This window comes from Methanosarcina spelaei, from assembly GCF_002287235.1.
Classification (GTDB): domain Archaea; phylum Halobacteriota; class Methanosarcinia; order Methanosarcinales; family Methanosarcinaceae; genus Methanosarcina; species Methanosarcina spelaei.
Map to the genome: position 1 here is coordinate 1 of NZ_LMVP01000038.1, position 13,812 is coordinate 13,812.

At 39.6% G+C, this 13,812-nt stretch carries 11 protein-coding genes; 6 read left to right on the top strand and 5 right to left on the bottom strand.

Features of this window, described 5'->3' with window-relative positions; all coding sequences use genetic code 11:
• Positions 1–296 precede the first annotated feature (296 nt).
• Positions 297–767: a GNAT family N-acetyltransferase gene (locus ASJ81_RS03280; RefSeq protein WP_212556023.1), complete on the top strand. Its 471-nt coding sequence runs from the start codon at positions 297–299 to the stop codon at positions 765–767.
• Positions 768–927: 160 nt separating this feature from the next.
• Here the strand turns inward: ASJ81_RS03280 and ASJ81_RS03285 are convergent, their stop codons facing one another.
• A complete protein-coding gene (locus ASJ81_RS03285; RefSeq protein ID WP_095643228.1) occupies positions 928–1,776 on the bottom strand; it encodes a MobA/MobL family protein in 849 nt (282 codons plus the stop codon).
• Positions 1,777–1,811: 35 nt separating this feature from the next.
• Between ASJ81_RS03285 and ASJ81_RS03290 the strand changes: the two genes are divergently transcribed.
• Positions 1,812–2,417 (top strand): hypothetical protein, encoded by a 606-nt coding sequence (locus ASJ81_RS03290; RefSeq protein WP_141241577.1) that lies wholly within the window; start codon positions 1,812–1,814, stop codon positions 2,415–2,417.
• 281 nt (positions 2,418–2,698) lie between these two features.
• Here the strand turns inward: ASJ81_RS03290 and ASJ81_RS03295 are convergent, their stop codons facing one another.
• Positions 2,699–4,069, bottom strand: a complete 1,371-nt coding sequence (locus tag ASJ81_RS03295) for a hypothetical protein (protein WP_095643230.1) — start codon at positions 4,067–4,069, stop codon at positions 2,699–2,701.
• A 2,196-nt stretch (positions 4,070–6,265) separates the two neighbouring features.
• Here ASJ81_RS03295 and ASJ81_RS03305 point away from each other — a divergent pair.
• From ASJ81_RS03305 to ASJ81_RS03315, 3 genes are all read left to right on the top strand, one after another.
• Positions 6,266–9,022, top strand: coding sequence for a HEAT repeat domain-containing protein (locus ASJ81_RS03305; RefSeq protein ID WP_095643232.1), 2,757 nt, complete (start codon positions 6,266–6,268; stop codon positions 9,020–9,022).
• A 272-nt stretch (positions 9,023–9,294) separates the two neighbouring features.
• Positions 9,295–9,942, top strand: coding sequence for an HD domain-containing protein (locus ASJ81_RS03310; RefSeq protein WP_095643233.1), 648 nt, complete (start codon positions 9,295–9,297; stop codon positions 9,940–9,942).
• A 198-nt stretch (positions 9,943–10,140) separates the two neighbouring features.
• Complete coding sequence (locus ASJ81_RS03315; RefSeq protein WP_095643234.1) at positions 10,141–10,857, top strand: histidine phosphatase family protein; 717 nt, start codon at positions 10,141–10,143, stop codon at positions 10,855–10,857.
• Between the two features lie 224 nt (positions 10,858–11,081).
• Here ASJ81_RS03315 and ASJ81_RS03320 read toward each other — a convergent pair whose 3' ends face one another.
• The gene (locus ASJ81_RS03320) at positions 11,082–11,627 is read right to left on the bottom strand and encodes a SagB/ThcOx family dehydrogenase (RefSeq protein ID WP_245859755.1); all 546 of its coding nucleotides are present in this window, start codon (positions 11,625–11,627) and stop codon (positions 11,082–11,084) included.
• A complete protein-coding gene (locus ASJ81_RS24135; protein ID WP_275112525.1) occupies positions 11,581–11,703 on the bottom strand; it encodes a hypothetical protein in 123 nt (40 codons plus the stop codon). Before ASJ81_RS24135 ends, ASJ81_RS03320 begins: the two co-directional genes overlap by 47 nt.
• A 554-nt stretch (positions 11,704–12,257) precedes the next feature.
• Between ASJ81_RS24135 and ASJ81_RS03325 the strand changes: the two genes are divergently transcribed.
• Entirely contained in the window at positions 12,258–12,422 is a 165-nt protein-coding gene (locus tag ASJ81_RS03325; RefSeq protein WP_394339131.1) for a ferredoxin, read from the top strand.
• Between the two features lie 347 nt (positions 12,423–12,769).
• Here ASJ81_RS03325 and ASJ81_RS03330 read toward each other — a convergent pair whose 3' ends face one another.
• Complete coding sequence (locus tag ASJ81_RS03330) at positions 12,770–13,543, bottom strand: winged helix-turn-helix domain-containing protein (RefSeq protein WP_095643236.1); 774 nt, start codon at positions 13,541–13,543, stop codon at positions 12,770–12,772.
• Positions 13,544–13,812 lie beyond the last annotated feature (269 nt).

The window sequence follows — 13,812 nt, forward strand, 5'->3', positions numbered from 1 at the left end:
TAAGTTATTTTGATAAAAGTTACACTTTAGAAAGTAGCGGAGCGTATTGATTTTAGATAAAATATTCAAAAAAAATATCTAATGAATAAACAAATTCTTTGGCAAAAATGCCAAAGAATTTGTTTTTCAAGATTATTGCAGCTTTTTGAGGTAGTTAGCAGAGAAAATTGTAGGTTTGAGGAAAGAACAATAAGAGAAATCACTAGATTATGGAATTGTGTCGCGCAAAAGGTATCATTATTAAACAAGGAGTGTACGATATGAATTTTAATCTATTACCTGTCAGTCAAGAGGATTTGACAGAGTACAAAAAGGATATGCAAGAGGCTTTTCAAAAAGGAGCCGCAGCGGAGTTCGCTGATTTGGATACGGAGATACTTCCCGAAGATGATATTGACCGCTCATTAAATGCTGTGGGGGCAATCGCTTATAAAGCAATTTTGGATGGTGAAATGGTAGGCGGGGCAATCGTTGTAATTGACGAGAAAACGCAGCATAATCATCTTGATTTTCTCTACGTGAAATACGGAACACAGAGCCGTGGAGTGGGGCAGCTTATTTGGAAAGAGATTGAAAAGCTAAATCCTGCAACAAAGGTTTGGGAGACCGTTACTCCATATTTTGAAAAGCGAAATATTCATTTTTATGTGAATTGCTGTGGGTTTCACATCGTGGAGTTCTTTAATCCCCAGCACAAGGACCCCAATACGCCTGAAGACATGGTAGGCGGAGATTATTTCTTCCGCTTTGAAAAGAAAATGCGATAAATCAAATTTAGATTAGTGGGGTTGATTTAGCTTTGCCTTTTTGCCAGTAGGTGTAGCAAATGAGCAAACCACTTAGCCAACATTCAAAACCGTGGTTTTCGAGATTAGCAAGATAACCCGCGCCCCACGTCGGCAATGTGTTTGCCGTCGTGGGGCGTTTTTATCTATCCATATCCTGCGCCCTGCGCGGTGACTGTTCCCGCTGCTTCTGCCGCAAAATGCTGTAAACGCTCTTACGGATTTGATCGGCTTCTTTCACCTCGTCTTTGAGTGCAAGATACCGCTGATTGAGCGTTTTTCGCTCTGCGGTCAGTCTGGCATATTCCTCTTTCCATGCCCTTGTCGGCAGGGTGGTCTTGCCGTTCATCACGCCTTTGAGATAGGCGTTTGCCGCCGTAAACAGGATTTGATCGGCCTTGTTCAATTTCTTTTTGCCCTTGTATTTCAAATAAATGTTGGCTTGCTCGATATGCTTTTTGAGGACAGGCAACCGCCGCTCAATGGGTTTCAGCTTATCCCGAATATCGAATTGCTCCCCAATCATGGACGAAAACTTTTCATCAAGCCCCACCATATCCATAATGTGATTGCGGGTGAGGAAGTTGAGCATATTTGCCGCGTCCTTGAGGTTATAGACGGATTGCGAAACGTGCGATTTTCCCGCCTTTGCTTTTCGTGAAAGTATCTCTTGAATATAGTCGGCAAGAGTGGGCAGCGTGGTGTTTTCCGTTTCCTCTTTCAGCCAGTTTTGCAGCTTGCCCATACGCGCCTTTAGCTGCCGCAAACGCTGATTGCTCACTTCGATTTCTCGGTTGAGGTTGCCGCGCTCGGTGACAATGCCGCGCTTCTCCATCTGTGAAGCGGCCACGCCTAAATGAATGGTGGGGATTTGGTCTATCCCTTGCCGCTCATAGCTGCGGTGGTCTATGCGCTCAGCGTGTCCGTTCTGCTTCAAAAAACCGTTGCAGATTTCAGCCCAAGCAAGCCGCCATTCGGACTTGGGAAGAATACCTAAACTGCTTTTATCTAAATCACGGCGCGGATTTGCTCATTCAAAGGCTGTCCGCTCTTTACCGCCCGTTCTTTCTGTATGAGCATAGCAGACCGTGGCAGGAAGAAACCGCCGCCACGCTGTCGCAAGTCTTGCGGGATGAAGAAGCGGCGGTGGAATTGTGGTATCCCGCATTGAAGCGGTCATTTGAATATGTCGTTGCGTCAACTTCGTTCCTGCCTGTGATTGCCTATTATCTGCACAAAATTGAAGAATGGGGTTTCGTATTTCAGCGTTGTAAGGTCTGCGGCAAGGACTTTCTTGCCCGCAGCCGCCATAATGAATTGTGTTCGGACAAGTGCCGCAAGAAACAGGCGGTAGAAGCCAAACGGGAGTTTGACGAGAGGGCAAAGGGTGACAGACTGGAGCAGCTATATGAAGCTGCGTATTATTACTGGTACAACCGTCTGCGGAAGTTAAGGCGCGAAAAAGCCGCCAATCCCGAAAAGACGGCGGCTATGGGTGAAGCATTTAAGGCGTTCCGAAAAGAAGCGGTCAAGCGCAAGTGGCAGGTAAAGCGCGGGGAAATGAAGCTGACCGACTTTTCCTCTTGGCTCATTGCCGAACAAAACGAGGTTGACCGACTGATGGACGCTTGATAAAATAGGGGTGGTTTTAGGGTGCGTTTAAGCCCCTACAGCGCCCCTGTTTGCGTTTTTGAGGGTGGGTAAGGGTTTTATATTACCCATGCCTGTTTTGGGGTTTTAAGCGTGACAAGAATCCAGTATTCATGCGGGTTTGCTGGCTGCAAAAAACTGCCAAATGTCTACGCATGTGTATCACCTCCCTGTGCAATCGCGTCAATTCACTGCAAATGAGCCGCCGTCTTGCTGTTTTAGTGTAGTATCATTACTACCCTTTACAGCTTACATCCCATAACTTACTCTTTTTCCAGCTCATCAATATATGGAGCAAGTAAAGATAAAGCTTCAGCTTTTTGGAATTCGGATTTAATCATGGATGCTATATTTAGGGCTTTATTAAAAATCTCTTCTTTTCTAGGTTCTTCCAGGTGCGGGAGAACATAAGAGAGAGCTTCTGGCCTCATGTCCTTATCTTTAAGGCCGAAAGCTAATTGAAGAGCTTGTTCAAGAATTTCTTCTTTTCTTTGCTCATTTAGATACGGGATAAGAAATGAGAGAGCCTGTACCTTTTGATAGTCGGAGAAAATCACCTCTATCAGTTCAAGAGCTCTTTCAATAATGGCTTCGTTTTTTAACCCGTAAAGATGCGGGACAAGCGAGGAAAGTATCTGGAATTTTGTATCTCCATATTGAAGATGGTGTGAGATGCAAAATATATTTTCAATAAGTTCTTCTTTGCCTGGATCTTTCAGGTGAGGGAGAAGTGAGGAAAGGACAAGGGCTCTTTCGTTCTCATCCTGAATATGGGAGGCAGATTCAAGGGCTTTCTCAATAGATTCGGCTTTTTTTGGCCCATTCAGGTACAGGACAGCTAAAGAGAGTGCCTGTGACCTTAAATCGCCATACTGAATCCGGGAGGCAAAATCAAGGATTTCTTCAATGATCTCGTCTTTTTCCGGCTTTTCCAGACGTGAGATTAGCAGTAAAAGAGCCTTTGCCTTTTGAACTCTATCTTGAATCTCATTATCGGTACTTTCAGCACTGGCTTTTTCAAAATCGGGTTTTGTGATATGTTTAATCTCTGCAATTTGCTCAATTCGTAAGTCACTTTGACTCTTTTCGCCTACGACTCCCAGACCAGTAACAGGTTTTTCGGTAGCGGGCATTCCATATCGCTCCGGACTTTTAGAAGTGTTCTCTCTTGATATAAAGGCTTCAAGCAGACTGTTAAATTCATCAAATACTCTGGTTCTGTCAATCAGAGTTTGTTTTGAACCCTGTTCTGAGGTTTGTTTTGTAATCCTGGCCGAAGTATCTTCGGTCATTAGTTTCTGTACTGCTTTATAATCCATAAAAGACGAAACTTCTTTAACTAAATCAGGGTTTCCTTCAAGCAATGTTAAAATCTCCTGAGTAAAAACTTGCCTTACGTCTGTATCAGAAGGTGCAACAACCATATCCCCAGCGGCTTCTTTAAACTCAATATATTCCATCGAACACAGTTTTTCCCAGAGTTTTTTTTCAGTTTCCCAAACTTCAGACCCCATTTTTTTGCATGCTTCTTCAGCCGCTTTTTTAGACCCGATAAACAGATAAGGGATGACAGGTTCGATAAAATCTGCTATTTTTTGTGCCAGCTGTTTAATTGTTAAGTCCTGTTGCCGCATTATTTCAGCCTTCTATTTTAATATCCTCATTAGATACTATATTCCACAATTATATAAGTACTATAATTACACATACTTTAATTATCTATTGAGTCGTTTTATAATATGTGGAGAAGGGGACATTTAAATCAGTATCTAAGACAATGTAAAGCGGAAGGTCTTAAAACTAAAGACAATTAAAGTTGCGGAGCATATATTAAATCGTTTTTATCCTGGTGTATGATAAATGTTTAGATGACCTTGTTAATGCTGATATATAATTATTTAGATTTTTTGAATTTTTGTACATATGTTGTAAGGGTTGGTAAATAATTCTAAAAATGGTATTTCTAAAACGGTATTTTTTTCTTTCACTCAATTTTTCTTGCAAAAATTCCAGGGCCTCATGTGCTAATTTTATAATTTTTCCTTGTATTAGACTCTGTTCCAAAATCCAGTGATTTTTGCATTTTTGATAGAAAGTCTTAATTAGCAAGAAGAATCCAGTTTTTATCAAAATCGATATTCGCTATCTAAAGACTTGAATCACTAAGTTGTATTACATGGATGGTGACCATTTATAAAATCTAGTGATTTTGAGTTTTACATTCATCACTAGATTTTGGTACTGAGTCTTGTATTACTACTTTACAGACATTCTTCAAAAAGGGACTTAACCTGGGCTCAGCGAGGTACTTATGCCCTATAAATATGTTTTTTAAAGTTGCTATTGTCTATTTCAAGTAAATCTGAAAAAGGGATCTAAAATAGATTTATATAATATCTTAATTCTCTGATTCTTATTTTCGTTCGGTGTTCTTCTTTTTCATCTGGTCAGTATTGTTTGAATTAACATAAATTGTAAAAAATAGAGTAGAAACAGAGCAGGAAAAGATATAATAAACTCAAATAATGATATAAAATTATTTGAAAAATCCAGTTTCGTCCATATTACTTGCTACTTACTTTTTGCGTCACCTGATGTTGTATCGTGTAGTACTTTCAAATATTTTTGAATATGCAAAATCATTTGAGGATACAACACATAAAAATATTTCATAAAAACAAATCATAAAAACAAATCATAAAAACAAATCATAAAAACAAATCATAAAACTTACTTTCCGCAGATGTCCCTACAATTTTCACAATTTTTCCCGTTATCGTTTTTGTCTGGTAACTGCATATAATGTCAGAAGAAAATATTTTTAAAACGTTCTACGATTTTCGACATTTTTACCTTCAATGAAAACTTTCAGCTAGATTTTCCAAAACTTCAGTTGATAATAACAGGAAATTTTTGAGAAATTATCCAAAACCGATAGCAGGAAAATTGTTGTTTTTTGATGACATCTGCGGAAGGTCGGATAAAAACAAATCATAAAAACAAATCATAAAACCTACATTCCGCAGATGTACACAGATGTAGAATTTATTTGCCGATTTGCCATATTATCTCATCAAATCCGATTTTAAGTTTTTAGCTTATTGCCGTATTGAGATAATAAGTGGCATTTTTGTGTACATCTGCGGAAAGTGGGATAAAAGCAAATTATAAAAACAAATTATAAAAACAAATCATAAAAACAACTTACAAAAGCAACTCATAAAAGCAACTCATAAAAGGAGGAATATGTCTCCGAATTTACTTTTAAAAAGTTTTACTGAACTTGGAATCCCTGAAATATACACAATGATATTTATCATTATCATTTTATATTTACTTTTTAAGAACTCAGAAAATAGAAAGCTGTAGATTGAAAAACTGTCGTGCGTAATAAGAAGTTTCTAAATTCTGTTTTTTTGCTTTTATCAATTTTTCTTGCTGCCTGTGTATGATTTTATATTGTTTTGTTTAGTCTATTTCTAGCTTCGTCACAATTCCAATTCAGTCTTAGCAAAAGTGACCATGTAAAATGAAGCAAATTCAAAGTTGAACTAAAATAGTGAGTCATCTGTGCACATTACATCTGTGCACGTTACATGACTGCAATAGCAGAAAATGAAAACGTGAAATTATTTTGAGTAAACCGTTCTAATCATGATTGCAATTAATTCTATGATAAGCTGCGGTTAACTGCAGGTTTCACTTTACTAATTTTTACTTCCAGCTAAAATCCAGAATCAATACTTATATGAGGAAACCTGCCAGATTGTGATATTGTAAATAAAGGATATTTATATAGGACGACACTAGAGAAAAGTTGGTGGGAATTCTTGAGTGAGCAGCCAGAGATACATAACAAAACTTTCAGTCAGGTTTCGGATGATAGAATAAAAGCTGTAAAGCAACTGGAAACTTTTTTTGAGGTTTTGCCTGACAGAAGACAGGCTTTTGAAGATCTGTTAAGGCTTTGTTCTGACGAAGACGATGCAGTCAGGGAAGAAGCCGTTAATTCTCTCGTAATGGTTTTTCCTAATGTGCCGGATAAGAAGCTTGTGTGGGACAAGTTTGTGAATCTGACAGCCTATCCAGTAGAATCCGTAATGATAACTGCAGCCAGTGCTCTGGTCAGCATATTTTCCCTTATGCCGGACAAAAATAAAGCATGGGGAGACATTGCCGGGCTGATAAACTCCAGATCAAGCATGGAAGATGTTAACAGGGAAATTGTCAGCTCGCTTCAGTATTTGATAAAAGAAGTCCCTGATAAGGTGCAGGTGTGGAAAGACCTGCTTAAAATGGGAACATCAGAACATTCTTATGTAAGGGAGAAATCGACTTTGCTTTTGAGCCTTGTTTTTCCTGAACTGGCGGATGAAGAAAAAGAAAAAGCCTGGAACAAAGTACTTGAACTGGCTAGCGAATCTGCGGATGAAAAGGTAAGGGAGCAAGCTGCCCGGACTCTCGGAATTATTTACATGCAGATGCCAGACGAGATGAAGGATGAAACCCTTGAGACTCTAATGGAACTTGCAGTATCAGGAAACCCTGAGGTCCAGAAAGAATCCCTTCTGGCTCTACCCTCGGTTTTTTCTCATCTCCCTGATAAGAAAACGGCTTGGGATGACATCCTCAGGCTTACAGAAGACGAGAATGAGTATATTCGAAGGCAGGCTATCGATGCCCTGGTTTTTATATTTCCTGAGATGCCGGATAAAATAAAAATATGGGCTGATTTCCTGAGCCTGGCAAAAGCCAGAGATGATTATATCAGGAACATGGCCGCTGACGCGCTTGTGTCCTTATTTCCAGGGCTGGATAACAAAGACTCACGATGGGAGGAACTCCTCGAACTTTCTGAAGACAAGGACGAAGCCGTGCAGAGTACAGCGATTAATATTTTCATTAAGGTATTTCCACACGTTTTCTCCAGGAGAGAGGCATATTCCGAGCTTGTACTCCTGGCTGAAACCAAGGATAGTCCTTTGCTCCGAAATATTGTGGATACACTTGTTTCTGTTTATCCAGAGTTATGTAGTATACCTGAGGTAGGTAAGGGGTTGGAAGAGATAAGAACAAGTAACTCCGGAGAGCAGGATAAAATGGAGAAAAGTAACTCTAGAGAGCAGGATAAAACGTGGGAGAAAAGTAACTCCGGAGAGCAAGAGAAACTATGGGAGAAGCATGAGTCAAGAGGAGATAACAAATTCCATAAAGAAGGTACTTTCAGAGAAAAAAGAAAATCAGGAGAAAAAAATGGTAGTGTCAAGATTGAAGAAAAAAGAAACAAAAAGCCTGCTTCGGGCCTATTTAAAAACCCTGTCTCTGATTATTCCGGGCCTGAAGTAGAGAGCAAAGAGCATATAAAAAGAAAAAATATGAAGGACTTGTTTGCTGATTCAAGCTCTGATCTTTCCAACAAAGAAGAAGTTATAAGTAAGCTTATTAACTTATCTTCGGACCCGGATCCCCAGAGGCGAAAAGGCGAAATAGAAGCCCTTCTTGCTACTTATTCCCGATATACCGGCAAAACGCAGGATATCTGGAAGGAACTCCTTAACCTGGCCGGAAAGGAGGAGACAGGCACCAGAAGGAATGCTGCAGACTTGCTTTCGGAGGTCTTTCCAGAGGTTGAGGAAAAGTCCACCGTTTTTTTCGACCTTGTGAGGCTTACTGAAAGCCAGGATACTCAGCTCAGGAGGAAAGCTGCAGAACTTCTTGCTGTTGCTTTTGCCTATTGTGAAAATAAGCAGGCAGCCTGGAACGAGCTTGTAAAGCTTGTATCAGTTGAAGATCGGGAAGTTAGGAAAGGAGCGATTCTTGCCCTCTCTTCAGGTTATAAAGAAGTGCCGGATAAAGAAAAAGCCTGGAAGGACCTGTTGAGTTTTTCCGATCATAGTGATAGTTTTGTTCAAAGGGCTGCAACACGGGCCCTTGGGCCTGCTTTTTTTTATATGACGGATAAAACCCAGGCCTGGAGAGATCTGCAGGCGCTTACTGACAATCCGTACGTTTATGTCCGAAGGTATGCTTTCCGCTCGCTAGGAAAAGCTTCTTTCTGGAAAGCACTAAGGGCGGAAAATGAAGCTACTTATATTTTCGGGCTGAAAGAAGCCGTCAATTACTTTAAAGAAGCATCCGAAGCCTCTATTGGTCCCCATATTCCAGAATTCTATTATCCTTTTTATCAGGCCCTATTATTCATTCTTTTCAGTGACAGGCCTGGCATAGCAAAGCTTGAAAGCGAGCAATACCTCTCAAAAATGACAGATGAAGTCAAGGATCAGGCTGAAAGTCAGAAATTCCTCGAGACCTTTGAACAATTTGCAGGGCTTCTCACACGCGCAGGAGAGCTTTCCTCTGGAGACCTTTCAGGGCAGAAAAATCTACTTAAAACCTCAATTCTACTTTTTGACCAGTTTTCAGGCTTCTTTGATAACAAAGAAGAAGAGGCTATTTTCGCCCAAAAAACCATGAAAAAAGAAAAACCTGTAAAAAAAGAGTATTCTAACCTTGGAAAAGCTCTTCTTGAGCGGGTTGAGAAAAAGAAGGCATCCTTAATAAACGATCGTAAAAAAAATAATTTTTGACCTGATTTTAAATTTGCAATCTTTGCTAATTTATTTGACCTATTGCATTTATTTTAAATTTGGGATGAAAATATTATTAATTTGATTAATGTAGATAAATATAAGAAATAGATGGAAAGAGATTTTAATTCATATAGAAAGGAGGTTTAACTCATGTATAAAGGAGGTTTAACTCATGTATAATGGAGGTCTAACTCATATCTAAAGGGGTTTTTAATCCGAGTTCGGCTAATAAACCTTTAGGAAGTAATCAGCCAGATGAAGATTCAAACGTGAAAACATTGAAACATAAATCATTGAAACATAAAAGACCTGAGAAAGACCTTCGTCTTGAGCCATTGCCTCTGGAGGATCTCTACAGTATTTATGAAATTGAACGCAGCCATGCCGATAACGTGGCCAGGAATGCTCTTAAGCTCTTTGACATTCTTGCTTCTATACACGGACTGAAACCCGAAATGAGGAACCTGATAGAAACAGCTGCTCTTGTCCACGATATCGGAGTGAAAACAGATTTTGAAAATCATCATAAAGCAGGAAGGAACATTTTACTCCTTCACCCGCCTTTAGAGGTGCCTGAAAGACTCAGACCTGTTATTGCCTGGACTGCTTTCCTGCATAAAAAGAGTGCAGACAAAGAGAAAATTGAGAAACTTAAAGAAAAAAATTTCGGGAAAATGCCTGAAGACCTTCAGAAGCTTACCCTTAAAGTAGCTGCCCTTATCCGGCTTGCCGATGCCCTTGATTATAGCAGGATGGAAAGCAGGCTTGGAAAAGTCACCTTCGGGAAGTGCAGTATCAGATTTGAGCTCGAAGGGCAGGGAGCTGTAACTGATGCGGAAAGAATGGAAAAAAAAGGTGATCTCTGGCACCTTCTCTACAATATCCGGCTTGAGTTCAGGCCTGCATCGAAGATGTAATAAACCATAAGGTTTACTGGTTTCTGGATATATTTGCTGGCTTCTGGCCATATTTACTGGCTTTGGCTATACTTACTGGCTTCTAGCTATACTTGCTGGCTTCTAACTATACTTGCTGGCTTCTAGCTATACTTGCTGGCTTCTGGCTATATTTGCTAGCCCCTGGCTGTAGAAACTGATTATATGGAGTATTGTTTTATGGGTCATCTTATACTTGTCAGGCATGGAGAACCTGGATTAAAGCCCGAAGAAAGGCTTGCCAGTTGGGTGGACATTTCTCTCAGCAGAAAAGGGATAGAAGAGGCTCTTCAGTGTGCAGCAGAACTTGAAAAATTCGAGCTGGACCTTGCTTTTGCCTCAAACCTTGTGCGGACGCAGGAAACCCTTTTCTTAATATTGTCCGAGCAGAAGAAAACAGGAGTCGTTGTCCATGAGAAAACGGAGAATGAAGGAAATCCAGGGAAAACGAACTGGTACTCTTATTCTGAAAAACTAGGCGAAAAACTTATCCCGATTTATTTCACGCCTTCTTTAAATGAACGTTACTACGGGAAGCTGCAGGGAAGAAAAAAGCAGAAGATGGAAGAAAAATACGGAGCTGACAAACTTGCCTCCTGGCGGTGGAACTTTCAGCCAGGTCCACCTGAAGGAGAGAGCCTCAAAGTCGTGTATGAACGTGCAGTACCTTATTTCAAGGAGAAAATCCTGCCTGCTGTGAAGGCAGGAAAAAATGTGCTGGTCTGTGCCCACCAGGGCAGTCTGAGGGCTCTGGTCAAATATATAGAAGGTATTTCCGACGAGGATATAAGGAAAGTCAGGTTTTCCACAGGCGAGCTTGCAATATATCGGTATTCTGAAGGCAAGCTAATTCGGGAAAACTCTGAAATGAGCCCTGAAAATAAAAAGAACCTCTGATGTTCCTTAATCCCTTTACAATCCCTTTACAATCCCTTTACAATCCTTTTACAATCCCGTTACTCTCTTTGTAATCCCTTCCTTTATTCCTTTTTAATCTCATCCCTCTTAAGTTCCTTTCTCTTTAAGGTTCTCAATTTTGAATGCTTGACTATTTGCAAGGAAATTGGTATCATAGGAGGCTTTGCTAGAGATATCTCGAAAATATAATGCTGTAAAAGAATTCAAATATAGCCTAGAGGTAAAATATATAGAGGTTCTTCGTTTGCAGGTAGTTTAAGCACGTTTTTCACCTCTTCGTCCTCAAAAGCTCCTACTGTACAGATTCCTATTCCAAGTTCCACTCCCAGGAGAGATATATTTTGTGCGGCATGCCCTGCTTCCATATATGTATAACGAAGGCCTCTATTCCCGTATTTGCCTGCTATTCTGGCATAGACAGCAGAAATCACAAATGAAACAGGAGCACTCCTGATCATGGGTTGGGAAAGAGCGGCATTTGAGAGTTTTTCTCTCATATCGCCTGCAATTTCTCGAATAAGGGTATTGTCTTCAGGAACATACCTGTAAACCCCAGGTTCAAGCTTGCCTCCTCCTCCGACGACAACGTGAATTTCAAGCGGGTAAAGCGCACCTGCAGAAGGTGAGGTTCTTAAACTGTCTTCTGAACTTATGCCCTGTGCGGCCCAGAGCAAACGAGAAATAACGGACTCAGATAGTTTTCTATCTTTTTCTCCGTACAGATCTCCGCTTTGCAATGAGTTCTTCAATACGGCTTCCGCCTGAAGCTTCCTGCTTGAGTAACTTGATTTTCAGAGGGAGGCCGGTAAGATCCTGATTTCCCATACTTATTTCCCCATTATACTAGTACAACGTTTTTATTCCTTTACTATTACTTCATTGTTCTTTGCCATTCCTTTGTTATTCCTTTGTTATTCCTTTGTTATTCCTTTGTTATTCCTTTGTTATTCCGTAGTACACTTTCCCTCAAGGTATGGATGTAGAACAATTTTATATTTTCCATTTAATAAAAAGCGAATAGAATTAAGTATATTTCGTAAAATTTCAATACAGGCTGTTTTCAAGTTTTAACCAGATTGTTTTCCGGTTTTGAAACAAATGTGCAACAGTGAAAAATTCAAAAAACTATATGAATAATTACTAAACTGGCTAGTTACTAAACCAGGCCTTTTTGATATGCATTAAGATGTACGTATTGCGTAGCTTATCGAGAAACTTAATTCACTACAAAATTTATTTTTGAATGTTAAGTTATATATAAAAATTCTCTTAATTACTCTTATTGTAAAATAAACACAATGGGGGAGTGAAGTATAGCCGATAGCTCAGATAAAGTTGTTGAAAATATTCCAGGACCTTATTATTGTGACTACAGCTGTATAGCCTGTCATCTCTGTGTAGATACTGCGCCTGAGAATTTTAAGATGAACGATGATGATTCCAATGCTTATGTATATAAGCAGCCTGAAGATGACGAAGAAAGAGAACTTTGTGAAGAAGCGTTAGAAACCTGTCCGGTTAACGCAATAGGAAACGATGGCTAAAATAACGATGGCTAAAATAACGATGACTAAAATAACGATGACTAAAATAACGATGACTAAAATAACGATGGCTAAAGTGCTTGACGGCCAAAGTGACTAGCAGCAAGTAGCTGACGGTTAAAGTGTCTGACGACTAAAATGACTGCTGGAATAATTTGTTTGATTTAAGCCAATTTATTGGCTTTGTAATTTTACTGGTTATTATTGTCTTTATACTGTTTTCTTATTGTTTTTTCCTTGTTATTCTTTTCATTGACTGGGTTTTTCCTTGCCATTGCCTTTTCATTGACTGTTTTTTCCCTGCAATTGCTTTTTTACTAATACTACTTTTGGCTACTTTCGCTTCTTTATTCCTTCTCAATTTCAGAATAGATTCTGGAAAGTCCCTGCAGAGTGGAGTAGCCTTTCCTGGTAATGATATAATCTCCCCGCTCGTTTCGCTGTAAAACCATCCCTGTCTCAAGCAGTTTTTGGAGGTGAAAGAGCAGGTTTCCGCCACGCAGACCTGTAAGTTTGGAAAGTTCGGAAAACGTTTTGCTTTCTCCTGAAAGCGCTTTGAGCATAATGAGACGCTGTCGGTTTGCTATCGGCTCGCAAACTTCAGTGACCAGTTTTTCAGGCTCAAGTTCGCTAATATCTATTTTCTTATCCTCTTTGTCCTCTTCTTCATAAATCTGGAGCGAACGCATAAGTTTGACCTGCTTTTCAAAAACGTTCGTAGCTTCCGAAAAACATCTGCTGCAATTTGAGGTTTTTGCTTCCTTTTTTAATTCTGCCAGCTTGTCTTGGTAAAGTTTTATTGTTTCAGTTTCGATCCTGCCTCTTCCAACAAGCCCTGCAGTTTCTTGCAGAAACTCTCGAAAAGCCTTTTCACAAAAATCCCGCATCCCGCAGTCCGCTGTCATACAGGTATGCATTCTATCGCTTGCGTCCTCACATAAATAATCTACCATGGGCTTCATGAAACTTTTTCTCATCTCTTCAATCATCCCTTCAATATGTTGCTGGTTTGCTCTCTGCAAAAATCGTGAGAACTCATTTCGCAGGGATGTTACTTCTTCCTTAATAGAGTGGAGCTCCTCCCGGTAGTAAATCTCAGAATTTTCGTTATTTATCTCCATTTTTTATTTGCCTCGGAAATTTTTTAAAACTAATTATAGAAAATTAAAATTCTTTTAGTTAAAGCTTGTTGTAATTAGAACCAACATTAACATTGCTAAGAATACTGTTAATTGAAGGCACTATTGAATATGTTCATTGAAATTGAAACTTAAGGACTTACCAATGGTTTTTATTGAGGTTGATATTTGAAGGGATAATTGTAGGGATAATTGTAGGGATAATTGAAGGGATAATTGAAGGGATAATTGAAGGGATATTTGAAGGGATA

Excerpts from the sequence above, each read along its gene's own strand:
- ASJ81_RS03295 (WP_095643230.1), bottom strand. The coding sequence starts at position 4,069 with ATGCGGCAACAGGACTTAACAATTAAACAGCTGGCACAAAAAATAGCA.
- ASJ81_RS03315 (WP_095643234.1), top strand. The coding sequence starts at position 10,141 with ATGGGTCATCTTATACTTGTCAGGCATGGAGAACCTGGATTAAAGCCC.
- ASJ81_RS24135 (WP_275112525.1), bottom strand. The coding sequence starts at position 11,703 with ATGGGAAATCAGGATCTTACCGGCCTCCCTCTGAAAATCAAGTTACTC.
- ASJ81_RS03330 (WP_095643236.1), bottom strand. The coding sequence starts at position 13,543 with ATGGAGATAAATAACGAAAATTCTGAGATTTACTACCGGGAGGAGCTC.